This window comes from Pseudomonas sp. D47 (assembly GCF_045447305.1).
Classification (GTDB): domain Bacteria; phylum Pseudomonadota; class Gammaproteobacteria; order Pseudomonadales; family Pseudomonadaceae; genus Aquipseudomonas.
The window spans coordinates 1-16,308 of the sequence record NZ_JBJGXU010000044.1 but is presented as its reverse complement, the minus strand read 5'-3'; the positions used below and the strand labels follow the sequence as shown (position 1 = coordinate 16,308).

The 16,308-nt window shown below is 60.3% G+C and carries 15 protein-coding genes; 10 read left to right on the top strand and 5 right to left on the bottom strand.

Features of this window, described 5'->3' with window-relative positions:
* Positions 1–160: 160 nt before the first annotated feature.
* The 10 genes from lptF to tadA all read left to right on the top strand — a co-directional run bounded on the left by lptF (position 161) and on the right by tadA (position 10,598).
* Positions 161–1,279 (top strand): LPS export ABC transporter permease LptF, encoded by a 1,119-nt coding sequence (gene lptF / locus ACI77I_RS23265; protein ID WP_094951373.1) that lies wholly within the window; start codon positions 161–163, stop codon positions 1,277–1,279.
* Positions 1,272–2,351 (top strand): LPS export ABC transporter permease LptG, encoded by a 1,080-nt coding sequence (gene lptG / locus ACI77I_RS23260; RefSeq protein ID WP_094951372.1) that lies wholly within the window; start codon positions 1,272–1,274, stop codon positions 2,349–2,351. The genes lptF and lptG overlap by 8 nt, the downstream gene beginning before the upstream one ends.
* A 151-nt stretch (positions 2,352–2,502) precedes the next feature.
* Positions 2,503–4,302: a translation elongation factor 4 gene (gene lepA, locus ACI77I_RS23255; protein ID WP_094951371.1), complete on the top strand. Its 1,800-nt coding sequence runs from the start codon at positions 2,503–2,505 to the stop codon at positions 4,300–4,302.
* A 5-nt stretch (positions 4,303–4,307) separates the two neighbouring features.
* Positions 4,308–5,162, top strand: coding sequence for a signal peptidase I (gene lepB, locus ACI77I_RS23250; RefSeq protein ID WP_094951370.1), 855 nt, complete (start codon positions 4,308–4,310; stop codon positions 5,160–5,162).
* 152 nt (positions 5,163–5,314) lie between these two features.
* Positions 5,315–6,004 (top strand): ribonuclease III, encoded by a 690-nt coding sequence (gene rnc, locus ACI77I_RS23245; protein ID WP_094951369.1) that lies wholly within the window; start codon positions 5,315–5,317, stop codon positions 6,002–6,004.
* The gene (era, locus tag ACI77I_RS23240) at positions 5,997–6,899 is read left to right on the top strand and encodes a GTPase Era (protein ID WP_032886448.1); all 903 of its coding nucleotides are present in this window, start codon (positions 5,997–5,999) and stop codon (positions 6,897–6,899) included. Before rnc ends, era begins: the two co-directional genes overlap by 8 nt.
* A gap of 194 nt (positions 6,900–7,093) precedes the next feature.
* Positions 7,094–7,783 (top strand): DNA repair protein RecO, encoded by a 690-nt coding sequence (gene recO, locus ACI77I_RS23235; RefSeq protein WP_094951366.1) that lies wholly within the window; start codon positions 7,094–7,096, stop codon positions 7,781–7,783.
* Positions 7,784–7,834: 51 nt separating this feature from the next.
* Positions 7,835–8,578 (top strand): pyridoxine 5'-phosphate synthase, encoded by a 744-nt coding sequence (gene pdxJ, locus ACI77I_RS23230; RefSeq protein ID WP_094951365.1) that lies wholly within the window; start codon positions 7,835–7,837, stop codon positions 8,576–8,578.
* A 146-nt stretch (positions 8,579–8,724) separates the two neighbouring features.
* A complete protein-coding gene (locus tag ACI77I_RS23225; RefSeq protein WP_406998513.1) occupies positions 8,725–10,101 on the top strand; it encodes a multicopper oxidase family protein in 1,377 nt (458 codons plus the stop codon).
* Positions 10,101–10,598, top strand: coding sequence for a tRNA adenosine(34) deaminase TadA (gene tadA, locus ACI77I_RS23220; protein ID WP_406998512.1), 498 nt, complete (start codon positions 10,101–10,103; stop codon positions 10,596–10,598). Before ACI77I_RS23225 ends, tadA begins: the two co-directional genes overlap by 1 nt.
* Positions 10,599–10,736: 138 nt before the next feature.
* Here the strand turns inward: tadA and cmoB are convergent, their stop codons facing one another.
* The 5 genes from cmoB to lon all read right to left on the bottom strand — a co-directional run bounded on the left by cmoB (position 10,737) and on the right by lon (position 16,122).
* Positions 10,737–11,693, bottom strand: coding sequence for a tRNA 5-methoxyuridine(34)/uridine 5-oxyacetic acid(34) synthase CmoB (gene cmoB / locus ACI77I_RS23215; RefSeq protein WP_094951362.1), 957 nt, complete (start codon positions 11,691–11,693; stop codon positions 10,737–10,739).
* Positions 11,690–12,433 (bottom strand): carboxy-S-adenosyl-L-methionine synthase CmoA, encoded by a 744-nt coding sequence (gene cmoA, locus ACI77I_RS23210; RefSeq protein WP_094951361.1) that lies wholly within the window; start codon positions 12,431–12,433, stop codon positions 11,690–11,692. Before cmoA ends, cmoB begins: the two co-directional genes overlap by 4 nt.
* Before the next feature lie 36 nt (positions 12,434–12,469).
* Positions 12,470–13,126, bottom strand: coding sequence for a lysoplasmalogenase (locus tag ACI77I_RS23205; protein WP_094951360.1), 657 nt, complete (start codon positions 13,124–13,126; stop codon positions 12,470–12,472).
* Position 13,127: 1 nt separating this feature from the next.
* Positions 13,128–13,517 (bottom strand): protease inhibitor I42 family protein, encoded by a 390-nt coding sequence (locus ACI77I_RS23200; protein ID WP_094951359.1) that lies wholly within the window; start codon positions 13,515–13,517, stop codon positions 13,128–13,130.
* Between the two features lie 181 nt (positions 13,518–13,698).
* Positions 13,699–16,122 (bottom strand): endopeptidase La, encoded by a 2,424-nt coding sequence (gene lon / locus ACI77I_RS23195; protein ID WP_406998511.1) that lies wholly within the window; start codon positions 16,120–16,122, stop codon positions 13,699–13,701.
* Positions 16,123–16,308 lie beyond the last annotated feature (186 nt).

The following is a 16,308-nucleotide window of genomic DNA, read 5'->3' as shown; positions in this document are numbered from 1 at the left end:
CCTTGGCGCACGCTTTGTGTGCGCGCATGAGGTTGCGCAGTGACAGGCGCGGTCAATCACAGGATAATGCGCCATCTTTTTAGCCGGCCTGTGTAAACGGGTCGACTCGGTATGCTTGCTTGTTTGGCCGCCTTAGCCTGACAACCCTGGAGTGTCTGGTTTGATCGTCTTCCGTTATCTATCCCGCGAAGTCCTGTTGACCCTGAGTGCCGTGAGTGCGGTGCTGTTGGTCATCACCATGAGTGGTCGTTTCGTCAAATTTCTCGCCCAGGCCGCTTCCGGCGCCCTGGATCCGGGCTCGTTATTCCTGATCATGGGCTTTCGTCTGCCGGGCTTTTTGCAGCTGATCCTGCCACTTGGCCTGTTTCTCGGCATTCTGCTGGCCTATGGCCGGTTGTACCTTGAAAGTGAAATGACCGTGCTTTCCGCCACCGGCATGAGCCAGCAGCGTTTGCTTGCCATGACCATGGTGCCGGCCACCGGCGTCGCCCTGGTGGTGGCGTGGTTGAGCATGAGCCTGGCGCCTCAGGGGGCCATGCAGTTCCAGCTGCTGCTGAACAAGCAGGATGCGATGACCGAGTTCGACACCCTCGAGCCAGGGCGCTTTCAGGCGCTCAACGATGGTTCGCGGGTGACCTACACCGAAACCATGACCAATGACCGTGCCAACCTCGGTGGTGTGTTTATTTCGCAGAAAAACCTCGGGGAGAACCAGAAAGATCGCGGTATTTCGATTCTGGTGGCCAACAGTGGGCGCCAGGAAGTACGCCCTGACGGTTCCCGCTACCTGATCCTGGAAAATGGCTATCGCTACGACGGCAGCCCCGGCTTCGCGGATTATCGAGCGATCAAGTACGACCTCTATGGCGTCATGCTCGCCAAGCCTGAGATCAGTGAAGAAGTTACCGACCGCGACGCGCTCCCGACGGCGTCACTGTTCGGCAGCCAGGAACTGCGCTCCATCGCCGAGCTGCAATGGCGCATTTCCCTGCCGCTGTTGGTGTTTATCGTGACCTTGATGGCCGTGCCGCTGTCCCGGGTAAACCCGCGTCAGGGCCGTTTCCTCAAGCTGTTGCCGGCGATCCTGCTGTACATGGCCTACCTGACCATCCTGATTTCCGCCCGCGGCTCCCTGGAAAAAGGCAAGTTGTCGCCGGTCCTGGGGCTGTGGTGGGTACACGGGATTTTCCTGATGATCGGCCTTGGGCTGCTCTACTGGGAACCTATCCGTTTGAAAATGAAGAGCCGTCGTGGCCTGAAGGAGTTGGCTCGTGACTAAGCTCGACCGCTACATTGGTAGCAGCGTACTGATCGCCATCCTGGCGGTATTGGGCATCATTCTCGGCTTGGCCTCGTTGTTCGCCTTTATTGATGAAGTGAGCAACGTCACCGACACCTACACGGTCACCGACGTGCTGAGCTACGTGGCGCTGACCGCTCCACGTCGTCTGTACGACATGATGCCGATGGCCGGCTTGATCGGCTGCCTGATCGGCCTGGGCAGCCTGGCCAGCAACAGTGAACTGACCATCATGCGCGCCGCCGGTGTTTCCATCGGTCGCATCGTTTGGGCGGTCATGAAACCCATGCTGCTGCTGATGGCCTGCAGCGTGCTGATCGGCGAGTACGTGGCGCCGCCGTCCGAAGCCACGGCCCAGGCCAATCGTGCCCTGGCCCAGGGTTCGGGCGATGCGCAAAGCGCCAAGCACGGCCTGTGGCACCGCCAAGGTGATGAGTTCATCCACATCAACGCCGTGCAGCCGGGCGGCCTGTTGATTGGTGTGACGCGCTACACGTTCGACAAAGAACGCCACATGCTGACCTCCAGTTTCGCCAAGCGCGCGCAGTATGATGCCGAGAAGTGGACGCTCAGCGACGTCAGCACCACTCACTTCCGCAATGTGGGCCAAGGCAACAATGCCAGCACCGAAGTGATCAATGTGCCGACCGAGCCATGGGATATCGCCCTGAAGCCGGAACTGCTCAATACCGTGGTGATGATCCCGGAAAGCCTGCCTATCTCCGGTTTGTGGAGCTATATCCACTACCTTAAGGATCAGGGCCTGAATAACGGCCGCTATTGGTTGGCATTTTGGGTCAAGGTGTTACAGCCGGTTGTGACTGCTGCGCTGGTGTTGATGGCGATCTCGTTCATCTTCGGCCCGCTGCGTTCCGTGACCCTTGGCCAGCGGGTGTTTACCGGCGTGCTGGTGGGCTTCACCTTCCGCATCGCCCAGGACCTGCTCGGCCCGTCTAGCCTGGTATTCGGTTTCTCGCCGCTGTTTGCGGTGCTGGTACCGACGGCTATCTGCGCCCTGGCCGGGTTCTGGCTGTTGCGCCGAGCCGGTTGATACCGCGCTTATGAACAAAAAATGCCCCGTTCGAGAGATCGGGGCATTTTTGTTCTGGTCAGCAAAGATGACGTTTGGCCTGAGCATCAGGTACAATTCCCGGCTATTTTTCAGCGGGCAATCTGCCTGCAGCCTTTTTGAGTGTTGATCCGTGAGTGATTTGAGTCATATCCGCAATTTCTCCATCATCGCCCACATTGACCATGGCAAGTCGACGCTGGCCGATCGATTCATCCAGATGTGCGGTGGCCTTGCCGAGCGTGAAATGGAAGCCCAGGTACTGGACTCCATGGACCTCGAGCGTGAACGCGGCATCACCATCAAGGCCCACAGCGTTACCCTGTACTACACCGCCAAAGACGGTATCAGGTACCAGCTGAACTTCATTGACACCCCCGGCCACGTTGACTTCACCTACGAAGTCAGCCGCTCGCTGGCAGCCTGTGAAGGCGCCTTGCTGGTGGTCGACGCGGGCCAGGGCGTTGAAGCCCAGTCCGTAGCCAACTGCTACACCGCGATCGAGCAGGGCCTTGAGGTCATGCCGGTACTGAACAAGATCGACCTGCCTCAGGCCGATCCGGACCGCGTCAAAGAAGAAATCGAAAAAATCATCGGCATTGACGCCACCGACGCCGTCGAGTGCAGCGCCAAGACCGGCCTGGGCGTTGACGAAGTGCTCGAGCGCCTGGTCAAGACCATTCCTGCGCCAACCGGCAACTACGAAGATCCGCTGCAAGCGTTGATCATCGACTCCTGGTTCGACAACTACCTGGGCGTTGTTTCCCTGGTACGTGTACGCCACGGCCGGGTGAAGAAGGGCGACAAGATCCTGGTTAAATCCACCGGCAAGATCCACCTGGTGGACAGCGTCGGCGTATTCAACCCCAAGCACACCGCCACCACTGACCTTAAGGCCGGTGAAGTAGGCTTCATCATCGCCGGTATCAAGGACATTCACGGTGCACCGGTTGGTGACACCCTGACCTTGAGCTCCACCCCTGACGTCGACGTGCTGCCGGGCTTCAAACGCATCCAGCCGCAGGTTTACGCCGGCCTGTTCCCGGTCAGCTCCGACGACTTCGAGGACTTCCGCGAAGCCCTGCAAAAGCTGACCCTCAACGACTCGTCGTTGCAGTACACCCCGGAAAGCTCCGACGCGCTGGGCTTCGGCTTCCGTTGCGGGTTCTTGGGCATGCTGCACATGGAGATCATCCAGGAGCGCCTGGAGCGCGAATACGACCTGGACCTGATCACCACCGCGCCAACGGTTATTTTTGAACTGTTGCTGAAAACCGGTGAAACGATTTACGTCGACAACCCGTCCAAGCTTCCAGATCTGTCCTCCATTGAAGACATGCGCGAGCCGATCGTGCGGGCCAATATCCTGGTACCGCAGGAACACCTGGGCAACGTGATTACCCTGTGTATCGAAAAACGTGGCGTACAACACGACATGTTGTTCCTCGGTACCCAAGTGCAAGTGACCTACGATTTGCCGATGAACGAAGTGGTCCTGGACTTCTTCGACCGTCTCAAATCCACCAGTCGCGGCTATGCTTCGCTGGATTACCATTTCGATCGCTACCAATCGGCTAATCTGGTGAAACTGGACGTGCTGATCAATGGCGACAAGGTCGATGCCCTGGCACTGATCGTGCACAAGGACAACGCCCATTACAAAGGTCGGCAGTTGACCGAAAAGATGAAAGAACTGATTCCGCGCCAGATGTTCGACGTCGCGATCCAGGCCGCCATTGGCGGGCAGATCATTGCACGGACCTCCGTCAAGGCACTCAGAAAGAACGTACTGGCCAAATGCTACGGCGGTGACGTAAGCCGTAAGCGCAAGCTGCTTGAGAAGCAAAAGGCCGGTAAAAAACGCATGAAGCAAGTGGGTAACGTGGAAATTCCACAAGAAGCCTTCCTTGCGGTGCTCAGGTTGGATAGTTAGGTCCTATGTCGCTAAATTTCCCGCTGTTGCTGGTCATCGCCGTTGCCGTTTGCGGTCTCCTGGCGTTGCTCGATCTGGTGTTCTTCGCCCCGCGTCGTCGGGCGGCTATCGCTTCCTATCAGGGCAGCGTCAGCCAGCCTGATGCGGTGGTGGTCGAGAAGCTGAACAAAGAGCCTTTGCTGGTTGAATACGGCAAGTCGTTCTTCCCGGTGTTGTTCATCGTGCTGGTACTGCGTTCGTTCCTGGTGGAGCCGTTTCAGATCCCTTCGGGGTCGATGAAACCTACCTTGGACGTGGGCGACTTCATCCTGGTGAACAAGTTTTCCTACGGGATCCGCTTGCCGGTGATCGACAAGAAAGTCATACCGGTCGGTGATCCGCAGCGCGGCGATGTGATGGTGTTCCGCTACCCAAGCGACCCGAACGTCAATTACATCAAGCGCGTCGTGGGCCTGCCGGGTGATGTGGTTCGCTACACCAGCGACAAGCGCCTGCTCATCAACGGTGAGTCGGTGGCCGAGAAGCTGATTGGCGCTGAGCCGAACACCTTGGGCAGCGCTGAGCTGTACCAGGAAAAACTCGGTACGGTAGAGCACGAAATCCGCAAGGAAATGAGCCGCTACCGCGCGATGCCTGATGGCGAGTGGAAAGTGCCTGCCGGGCACTACTTCATGATGGGCGACAACCGCGACAACTCCAACGACAGCCGTTACTGGGATGACCCTAATATTCCCAAGGACCTGCTGGGCATGGTTCCCGACGAGAACATTGTCGGCAAGGCCTTTGCGGTTTGGATGAGTTGGCCGGAACCCAAACTCAGCCACCTGCCGAACTTCTCGCGGGTCGGGCTGATCAAGTAATACAGGCGGCGCTGTGAACACAGCGCCGAATGCTTTTCTGGGGTTGGGACAATGCATCGTCCGGCCTCATGCGGCACCCACCAGGACTTGAATTTGAACACTGCGTCAATCTTCGATGGCCGCCGGTGCCACCAACTAGATATGGATAAACCGTGACCGTTTCTCTCAGTCGTCTCGAGCGCCAGCTCGGCTACACCTTCAAGGATCAGGAATTGATGGTCCTTGCCCTCACACACCGCAGTTTCGCGGGGCGTAATAACGAACGCCTCGAATTCCTCGGTGATGCCATTCTCAACTTTGCCGCCGGTGAGGCGCTGTTCGAGCGTTTCCCTCAAGCGCGCGAAGGCCAGCTGTCGCGCCTGCGTGCACGCCTGGTGAAAGGCGAGACCCTGGCCGTGCTGGCCCGTGGTTTCGGCCTGGGCGAATACTTGCGCCTGGGTTCCGGTGAGTTGAAAAGCGGCGGTTTCCGTCGTGAGTCGATCCTGGCCGATGCGCTCGAAGCATTGATCGGTGCGATCTACCTGGATGCCGGCATGGAGACGGCCAAGGAGCGCGTGGTCGCCTGGCTGGCTTCGGAGATCGAAAGCCTGACGCTGGTCGACACCAACAAAGATCCCAAGACCCGCCTGCAGGAATTCCTACAGTCGCGCGGTTGCGAACTGCCACGCTACGAAGTGGTGGATATCCAGGGAGAGCCGCATTGCCGCGTGTTCTTCGTGGAATGTGAAATCACCTTATTGAATGAAAAAAGCCGAGGTCAGGGTGTGAGCCGTCGTATTGCCGAACAGGTAGCGGCGGCTGCAGCACTGATTGCCCTGGGCGTGGAGAATGGCCATGACTGATTCAACCGCAACACGCTGTGGCTATGTTGCCATCGTCGGCCGCCCGAACGTGGGCAAGTCCACGCTGCTGAACCACATCTTGGGCCAGAAGCTGGCGATCACCTCGCGCAAGCCGCAGACCACCCGTCACAACATGCTGGGCATCAAGACCGAAGGCGCCGTGCAAGCGGTCTACGTCGACACCCCGGGCATGCACAAAGGTGGCGAGAAGGCGCTTAATCGCTACATGAACAAGACCGCTTCGGCGGCGTTGAAAGACGTCGACGTGGTGATCTTCGTGGTCGACCGCACCAAGTGGACCGACGAAGACCAGATGGTTCTCGAGCGTGTGCAGTACGTCACCGGCCCGTTGATCGTCGCGCTGAACAAGACCGACCGCATCGAAGACAAAGCCGAGCTGATGCCGCACCTGACGTGGTTGCAGGAACAACTGCCGAACGCCCAGATCATGCCGATCTCGGCCCAGCACGGTCACAACCTTGAGGCGCTGGAACGCGTGATCGCCGGTTACCTGCCGGAGAACGAGCACTTCTTCCCGGAAGACCAGATCACCGACCGCAGCAGCCGTTTCCTCGCCGCCGAACTGGTACGCGAGAAAATCATGCGCCAGATGGGCGCCGAGCTGCCGTACCAGATCACCGTTGAAATCGAAGAGTTCAAGCAGCAGGGCAAAACCCTGCATATTCATGCGCTGATCCTCGTTGAACGTGACGGCCAGAAGAAAATCATCATTGGCGACAAGGGCGAGCGCATCAAGCGCATCGGCACCGAAGCGCGCAAGGACATGGAATTGCTGTTTGATTCCAAGATCATGCTTAACCTGTGGGTGAAGGTTAAGGGTGGTTGGTCCGATGACGAGCGCGCGCTGCGCTCCCTCGGCTACGGCGACCTGTAATAGGCCTCCAGTAACACCGCAAGACAAATGTGGGAGCGGGCTTGTGTGGGAGCTGGCTTGCCTGCGATAGCATCACCTCGGTACAACTCAAGGACCGAGGTGCCTGCATCGCGGGCAAGCCCGGCTCCCACACAAGCCCGCTCCCACATTGGATAGTCGCAGTTTTCAAGGCCGTGCTTGTCAGCGAGAACCCCATGTCCCAAACCCCACCTCCCAGTCAACTCGCCTACGTGCTGCACAGCCGCGCCTACCGCGAGACCAGCGCCTTGGTGGACTTCCTCACGCCCCAAGGCCGCCTGCGCGCAGTCTTGCGTAGCGCCCGAGGCAAGGCCGGCACGCTGGCCCGGCCATTCGTGGCCTTGGATGTGGAGTTTCGTGGCAAGGGCGAGCTGAAGAACGTCGGTCGCCTGGAAAGCGTCGGCACCTCCGCTTGGCTCAATGGCGAAGCACTCTTCAGCGGCCTCTACCTCAATGAACTGCTGATTCGCCTGCTGCCCGCCGAAGACCCGCACCCGGCGGTGTTCGATCACTACGCCGCCACGTTGTTAGCCCTGGCCGAAGGCCGCCCCCTGGAGCCGCTGCTGCGCGCTTTCGAATGGCGCCTGCTCGACGACTTGGGCTACGGCTTTGAACTGAGCAACGACCTGCACGGCGATCCCATCGCCGCAGACGGCATGTACCGCCTGCAAGTCGACGCTGGCCTTGAGCGTGTGTACCTGCTGCAACCGGGCCTGTTCCGCGGCACTGAGTTGCTGGCCATGAGCGAAGCCGACTGGACCGCTCCGGGCGCTTTGTCTGCCGCCAAGCGCTTGATGCGCCAGGCGCTGGCCGTGCACTTGGGTGGCCGGCCGCTGGTCAGTCGCGAGTTGTTTCGAAAGCCCTGACAACCCCGTGTATGCTGTGCAGCGTTTCTTTCCCTTTTCAGGAGCGCTTCCGTGACCACCAGCAATCGCATTCTTCTTGGCGTGAACATCGACCACGTCGCTACCCTGCGCCAGGCCCGGGGCACCCGTTACCCTGACCCGGTCAAGGCCGCGCTGGACGCCGAAGAAGCGGGTGCCGACGGCATCACCGTGCACCTGCGCGAAGACCGCCGCCACATCCAGGAGCGCGACGTGTTGCTGCTCAAGGACGTGCTGCAAACCCGCATGAACTTCGAAATGGGCGTCACCGAAGAAATGATGGCGTTCGCCGAGCGCATCCGCCCGGCGCATATCTGCCTGGTGCCGGAAACCCGCCAGGAACTGACCACCGAAGGCGGCCTCGACGTGGCCGGCCAGGAAGCGCGGATCAAAGCTGCCGTGGAACGCCTGTCGAAGATCGGCAGCGAAGTCTCGCTGTTCATCGACGCCGACGAGCGCCAGATCGAAGCCTCGCGTCGCGTAGGCGCGCCGGCCATCGAACTGCACACCGGCCGTTACGCCGATGCCACCACGCCCACCGAAGTGGCTGACGAGCTGCAACGCATCATCGACGGTGTAAAGTGCGGCCTGAATGAAGGCCTGATCGTCAACGCCGGCCATGGCCTGCACTACCACAACGTCGAAGCCGTGGCGGCGATCAAAGGTATCAACGAACTGAACATCGGCCACGCGCTGGTGGCGCATGCGCTGTTCGTCGGTTTCAAAGGCGCGGTCGCCGAGATGAAAGCCCTGATTCTGGCTGCCGCCAAGGCCTGATACCACAACCTATGGTCAGCGGGCTTGCCACAAGACCCAATGAAATCGCCAGTGCGGCAATGCGAAGCCTTACTGTTTAGCCGGGTCAGGTGTATCGTATCTGCCCTTTGCGGGCCTATGGCTCGCGGCAGATACGTGAGGTTGTTGTGTCCCAAACTTTTTCCCGTCGACAAATCCTGGGTGGTCTTGCAGGCCTGGCCGTAGTGGGCGTCGGTGCCGGTGGCGCCTACCGCTACTGGCTGGGAAAAGTCGCCGAGGCCGAAGCGGGTCACGATTACGAGCTGATCGCCGCGCCGCTCGACGTGGAACTGGTGCCGGGGCATAAAACCCAAGCCTGGGCGTTCGGCCCATCGGCGCCGGGCACCGAGTTGCGTGTGCGTCAGGGCGAATGGCTGCGGGTGCGCTTTATCAACCACCTGCCGGTCGCCACCACCATCCACTGGCACGGCATCCGCCTGCCGCTGGAAATGGACGGCGTGCCTTACGTCTCGCAATTGCCGGTGCTGCCTGGCGAATACTTCGACTACAAATTCCGCGTGCCGGACGCCGGCAGCTACTGGTATCACCCGCATGTGAACAGCAGCGAAGAACTCGGCCGTGGCCTGGTCGGCCCGTTGATCATCGAAGAGCGTGAACCCACCGGTTTCAAACACGAACGCACCCTGAGCCTGAAAAGCTGGCATGTGGACGAAGAGGGCGCCTTTGTCGCCTTCAGCGTGCCCCGAGAAGCCGCGCGTGGCGGCACGGCGGGGCGGCTGTCGACGATCAATGGCGTGTCCCAGGCGGTCGTCGATTTGCCTGCCGGGCAGATCACCCGCGTGCGCCTGCTCAACCTCGACAACACGCTGACTTATCGCATCAACATTCCCGGCGTCGAAGCGCAGATCTATGCGCTGGACGGCAACCCCATCGAGCCTCGCCCATTGGGCAAGGAATACTGGCTGGGCCCGGGCATGCGCATCTGCCTGGCGATCAAAGCGCCGCTGGCCGGTGAAGAACTGTCGATCCGCAATGGCCCGGTGCGCCTGGGCACCTTTCGCTCGGTGGTCAACACCGACGCGCCCAACGAATGGCCACCGGCGCTGCCGGCCAACCCGATTGCCGAGCCGGACCTGGCCAATGCCGAGAAACTCAACTTCAATTTCGAGTGGGTCGGCACTGTGTCAGTGGACAACGGCAAGCCGCCAAGCCTATGGCAGATCAACGGCCAGGCCTGGGACATCACCGACAAGACCTGCGCCGACCGCCCGATTGCCAAGCTTGAGAAGGGCAAGAGCTACATTTTTGAATTGAAGAACATGACCCAGTACCAACACCCGATCCACCTGCACGGCATGAGCTTCAAGGTGATCGCCTCGAACCGCCACAAGGTGATCCCGTACTTCACCGACACCTACCTGCTGGGCAAGAACGAGCGCGCTCGCGTGGCGTTGGTGGCGGATAACCCAGGGGTGTGGATGTTCCACTGCCACGTGATCGACCACATGGAAACCGGCCTGATGGCCGCCATCGAGGTGGCGTGATGCGCCAGGTTCGCCCTACAGCGATCATCGACCGCAGCCGCGACCAGGACTTCATGCGTGAAGCCCTGGCCCTCGCCGCCCAAGGCGCGGCACTGGGCGAAGTGCCCGTGGGCGCAGTGCTGGTGCAGGACGGTGAAATCATCGGCCGTGGCTTCAACTGCCCGATCAGCGGCAACGACCCCAGCGCCCATGCCGAAATGGTCGCCATCCGCGCCGCCGCGCACGCCATCAGCAACTATCGTCTGGTCGGCAGCACGCTGTATGTGACCCTGGAGCCCTGCAGCATGTGCGCGGGCCTGATCGTGCATTCGCGCATCGCGCGGGTGGTGTACGGTGCGCTGGAGCCCAAGGCTGGGATCGTGCAAAGCCAGGGGCAGTTTTTTACCCAAGGGTTTCTTAACCATCGGGTGCTGTTTGAAGGTGGGGTGTTGGCCGAGGAATGTGGGGCGGTGTTGAGTGAGTTCTTTAAGGCTCGCCGAGCCAAACCCACACTCTAAAGAATACTGAAAACCAATGTGGGAGCTGGCTTGCCTGCGATAGCGGCGTATCAGTCACTGATGAATTGACTGAAAGATAGCTATCGCAGGCAAGCCAGCTCCCACATGTTGATCTCCATTTTTTCAGGGAGATTCGGGCTACTTCTTCGCGATGATCACTGCCCGCATCGGCGCCGGCAGCCCTTCAATGGTCTTGCTGTGATCCTCCGGATCCAGGAAATCACTCAGCGACTGGAACTTCATCCACGGCGTCCCGCGCTGTTCCTCGACCGTGGTCACGCTCACATCCACGCAGCGCACATCACTGAACCCCGCACGTCGCAGCCACAGCATCAGCGCCGGCACCGATGGCAGGAACCACACGTTGCGCATCTGCGCGTAGCGGTCTTCCGGCACCAGTACTTGCTGCTGATCGCCTTCCACCACCAAGGTTTCCAGGACCAGCTCGCCGCCTTTGACCAAGCAATCTTTCAGTGCCAGCAAGTGCTCGATGGGTGAGCGACGGTGATAGAACACGCCCATGGAAAACACCGTGTCGAAGCCTTCCATGTTTGGCGGCAAGTCTTCAAACGGGAACGGCAGGTGCCAGGCGTTCGGCGCCGACAGGTAGCGCTGCACGGCCTGGAACTGGCAAAAGAACAGCCAGTTCGGGTCTACGCCAATCACGCTGTCAGCCCCGGCGCCGAGCATGCGCCACATGTAGTAGCCGTTGCCGCAGCCCACATCGAGGATGCGCTTGCCGTTCAAATCCAGGTGCGGCGCAACGCGCGACCACTTCCAGTCCGAACGCCATTCGGTGTCCACATGCACGCCGAACAGGTGGAACGGGCCTTTGCGCCACGGGCTCAAGCCCATCAACGCGGTGTGCATTTGTGCACGGGTGGCGTCGTCGCAATCGGTATCCAGCGTCAAGCCGTTGAGCAAGTCGACTTCGCTGGGCTGGATGTTCGGCAACGCATCCAGCGCACTCTGCCAACGCTCCAGGTCGCCGTGACCCTTTTCCATCTTGCTATCGAGTTGCGCTTGCAGGCCCTGGGCCCAAACGGCCAAAGGAGTGCCGACCAAGTGGCGGGCGAGGGGAGACAAATCAATCATGGCAAGGCAATCAACGAGGCAAAGTTAAGACACTGGAACCACGGCACGACTTTCGAGAACCCGGCGGCCAGCAGGCGTTCGCGGTGTTCTTCGAGGCTGTCGGGCTTCATGACGTTTTCGATGGCGCTGCGCTTCTGGGCGATTTCCAGTTCGCTGTAGCCGTTGGCGCGTTTGAACGCGATGTGCAAATCGGTGAGCAGCGCATGCTCTTGTGGGTCATTGAAACGCAGCTTTTCCGAGAGGATCAACGCACCGCCCGGCAACAGTGACTGGCGGATGCGCCCGAGCAACGCCAGGCGCTCATCGGGGGCGATAAATTGCAGGGTAAAGTTCAGCGCCACCACCGAGGCCGGCTGGAACTGCAACGCGAGGATATCGCCCTCAATCACCTCCACCGGCAACAGCTCCTGGAACATCGAGTCCTGGCCATTGAGGTATTGGCGGCAACGCTCGACCATCGCCGCCGAGTTATCCACCGCGATCACCCGGCAGCCGTCGGTACGCACATGGCGGCGCAGCGCTTGAGTGACTGCGCCCAGAGACGAGCCCAGGTCGTAGAGCACGCTGTTGGGTTGGGCAAATTGCGCCGCCAGCACGCCGAGGTTCTCGACGATGGTCGGATAACCGGGCACCGAGCGCTTGATCATGTCCGGGAACACCCGCACCACGTCCTCGTTAAAGGCGAAGTCTGGCACCTGGGGCAGGGGCTGGGCGAATAGGCGATCGGGTTCTTTGCTCACGGCTGTTCCGGCGACGAAGGGGGAAAGGCCGGCATTTTAGCCAAATTGGCCCTCGGATGCGCGGGTTGTCTGATGGAAAGCCGAGGCGGTGATGCCCCACTGACCGAGCCAATACGTGGTAATCAACAAATACGGTGCCGCTTCAAAGGCGACCACAAACCGATTGATGCCGATGAGTGTGTCGGAAAACACAAACGACACCGCACCCGCCGCCGCCAGCAGGGCCGATTGCTTGGGTACGTTACTGCCCAGCCGTGCCAATGCACGCCAGAGCATGGCGCTGATCACCAGTGCATAAACCACGACGGGTATCAGCAAATCGCCCAGGCCATGGGAAATCAGGATGCCCAGCAAGATAGCGCCCACGCCCAGCGCCAATACCAGTGGCAACACCGCCAGGCGGCGGCAATCGCTGAAGTAGGCTTTCAAGTACGCCAAGTGCGCAAACAGAAAGGCGCCGAGGCCAAAGATAAACAGGTCGCCCGGCCATGCGAGCAACACATCGCCCACCAGGGAAAAAATCAGCCCCAGGCTGATCCAGCGTCGATAGTCGGTGGGCGGCGCATCATGCAGCCAGCCCAGCAGCGCCAATACCGGCAGCGGTTTAACCAGCAGGCACAACAGCGCTGCATGAGTGGCCAAACCGTAGAAAAAGGTGCCAGCGCCCATTAACGCAAGAATCAACCAAGGCATATCAGTTCACCGTAATGGCGCAGTCGAAGGTTTCGGCGGGTTCGGCTTCCGGTTCCCAGGGTTGCTGGGAGGTCAGGCGCAGACGGCCTTGGCCGGCAGCAAACGCCTGGAAGCGCCAGGTCGACTGGCCACCGCCACCGATCACACCGGATTCTGTGCTGCTGTAAACCTCAGGGCTGAGCGCGCGCAGCACGCCGCCGGCGGAATCCTGGATGGCCCAGCGGTAGCCGGTGGTGGGGTTACTTGGCAAGGTGAGGGTCAGGTTTTGCCCTGTTTTAAGCTGGAGCGGGCAGGCGCTCTGGTTTTCCACTGTGACGTTTTGCTTCGGTGCGCTGGCGCACGCGGCCAGCAGGGTAAGGCTCAAGGGGAGAAGCAGGCGGGCAGCGGTCATAGGGGCTCCGTTGTTTGGCGACGAAGGGCGAGCATAACCGAAGATGAGACAAGGTGTGACAGCAGGGGATTTGATTGTTCCCACGCTCTGCGTGGGAATGCAGCCCGGGACGTTCCGCGTCCCAAGAGCGGACGCAGAGCGCCCAGAGAGGCATTCCCACGCAGAGCGTGGGAACGATCGATCAGAAAAGCACCTTCGCCACATCCGCAAAGCGCTTGGCAAAGTGCACGGTCATGCCTTCTTTCAGGTACTCCGGCAGTTCTTCAAAACTACCGCGGTTCGGCTCCGGCAAGATCAGCTCATGAATCTTCTGGCGCCGCGCCGCGATGACCTTCTCACGCACCCCGCCAATCGGCAGTACATGCCCTGTCAGCGTCAGCTCGCCGGTCATGGCCACGCCTTTTTTCGGCGGCTGGTTACGCGCCAGCGACAGCAGCGCACTGGCCATGGTCACGCCCGCGCTCGGGCCGTCTTTCGGTGTGGCACCTTCCGGCACGTGCAAGTGCACGAAGGCTTCGTCGAAGAACTTCGGGTCACCGCCAAATGACTTCAGGTTCGAACTGATGTAGCTGTAGGCAATCTCGGCGGACTCCTTCATCACCTCACCCAACTGCCCGGTGAGCTTGAAGCCGCGATTGAGCGTATGGATGCGCGTCGCCTCGATCGGCAAGGTCGCGCCGCCCATGCTGGTCCAGGCCAGGCCTGTGATCACGCCAGTGCCGGACAACACTTGTTCATTGCGGAACACCGGCATGCCCAAGGAGCTTTCCAGGTCTTTGTTGCCGATCTTGATCACCGAGTCCGGCTCATCCAGTAGCTTGACCACGGCTTTACGCACCAGTTTGCCCAGCTGTTTCTCCAGCTGGCGCACCCCGGCTTCGCGTGCATAGCCGTCAATCAACGCGCGCAGGGCGCCGTCGCTGATGCTCAGGCTCTTTTTCGACACGCCGGCTTTTTCCAGCTGTTTGGGCCATAGGTGGCGCTTGGCGATGGCAACTTTTTCTTCAGTGATGTAGCCCGACAGGCGAATCACTTCCATCCGGTCGAGCAGCGGGCCGGGGATTGAGTCCAAGGTGTTCGCCGTGCATACGAACAGCACTTTGGACAGGTCCAGGCGCAGGTCCAGGTAGTGGTCGAGGAATTCGACGTTCTGTTCCGGGTCGAGGGTCTCCAGCAGCGCCGACGCCGGGTCGCCCTGGTAGCTCTGGCCCATCTTGTCGATCTCGTCGAGCATGATCACCGGGTTCATCACTTCCACATCTTTGAGCGCCTGCACCAGCTTGCCCGGCAGGGCGCCGATGTAGGTACGGCGATGGCCCTTGATCTCGGCCTCGTCGCGCATGCCGCCGACGCTGAAGCGGTAGAACGGCCGGCCCAGGGACTCGGCGATGGATTTACCGACGCTGGTCTTGCCCACGCCCGGCGGGCCTACCAGCAACACGATGGAGCCGGCGACTTCGCCTTTATAGGCGCCCACCGCGAGGAACTCGAGGATGCGGCTCTTAATGTCATCCAGGCCCGCATGGTGTTTATCCAGCACCTTGCTCGCGTGTTTCAGGTCGAGCTTGTCTTCGCCATACACGCCCCACGGCACTGAGGTGGCCCAGTCCAAGTAGTTGCGGGTTACGGCGTATTCCGGCGAACCCGTTTCCAGGATCGACAGTTTGTTCATTTCTTCGCTGATGCGCTTTTGCGCCTGGGTCGGCAGCACTTTGCCCACCAGGCGTTGTTCGAACTGCTCGACGTCTGCGCTGCGGTCGTCCTTGGTCAGGCCCAGCTCTTGCTGGATGACCTTGAGCTGTTCCTTGAGGAAGAACTCGCGCTGGTGCTCGCCGATCTTGCGGTTCACCTCGGCAGAGATTTCCTTTTGCAGGCGCGCGACTTCGACTTCCTTGCGCAGCATCGGCAGCACTTTTTCCATGCGCTTGAGCATGGGCACGCAGTCCAGCACTTCCTGCAACTCGTTACCGGTGGCCGAGGTCAGCGCGGCGGCGAAGTCGGTAAGCGGCGACGGGTCGTTGGGGCTGAAGCGGTTGAGGTAGTTCTTCAACTCTTCGCTGTACAGCGGGTTGAGCGGCAGCAGTTCCTTGATCGCATTGATCAGCGCCATGCCGTAGGCCTTGACCTCGTCGGTCGGCTCGGTCGGCTGGTGCGGGTATTCGACCTCCACCAGGTACGGTGGGCGGTGGTGCTTGAGCCAGGTCTTGATGCGCACACGGGTCAGGCCTTGGGCGACAAATTGCAGCTTGCCGTTCTCGCGGCTGGCGTGGTGCACCTTCACCAGCGTGCCGTACAGCGGCAGGCTGGAGGTGTCGAAGTGGCGTGGATCTTCTGGCGGGGTGTCCATGAAGAACAGCGCCAGGGAATGGTGGTCGGATTTGCTCACCAGCTCCAGGGTCTCGGCCCACGGTTCTTCATTGACGATCACCGGCAGCACTTGCGCCGGGAAGAATGGCCGATTGTGGATCGGGATGATGTAAACCTTGTCCGGCAGATTTTGCCCGGGCAGGGCCAGGCCGGTGTTGGACGATGTTTCGTGTTCAGCGTTTTCCGGATCGGCGTAATCGTTCAGGTCGATGTCCGGGAATTCTTGCTGGTCGCTCATGGGGCACCTGCATAAGGAAGTATGCAAGTTAGATGGGGCGGTGCAGCGGTGGTTTCAATGGCCGGGCGCAGTTAGCAACATATTGCATAATATTTTCGACAGCGGCGCTTTACGCCTGTGGGAGCTGGCTTGCCTGGGTTTAGGTAGATTGGGTACATATCCGTTGCTGCGGTAACGGCTTCGTAT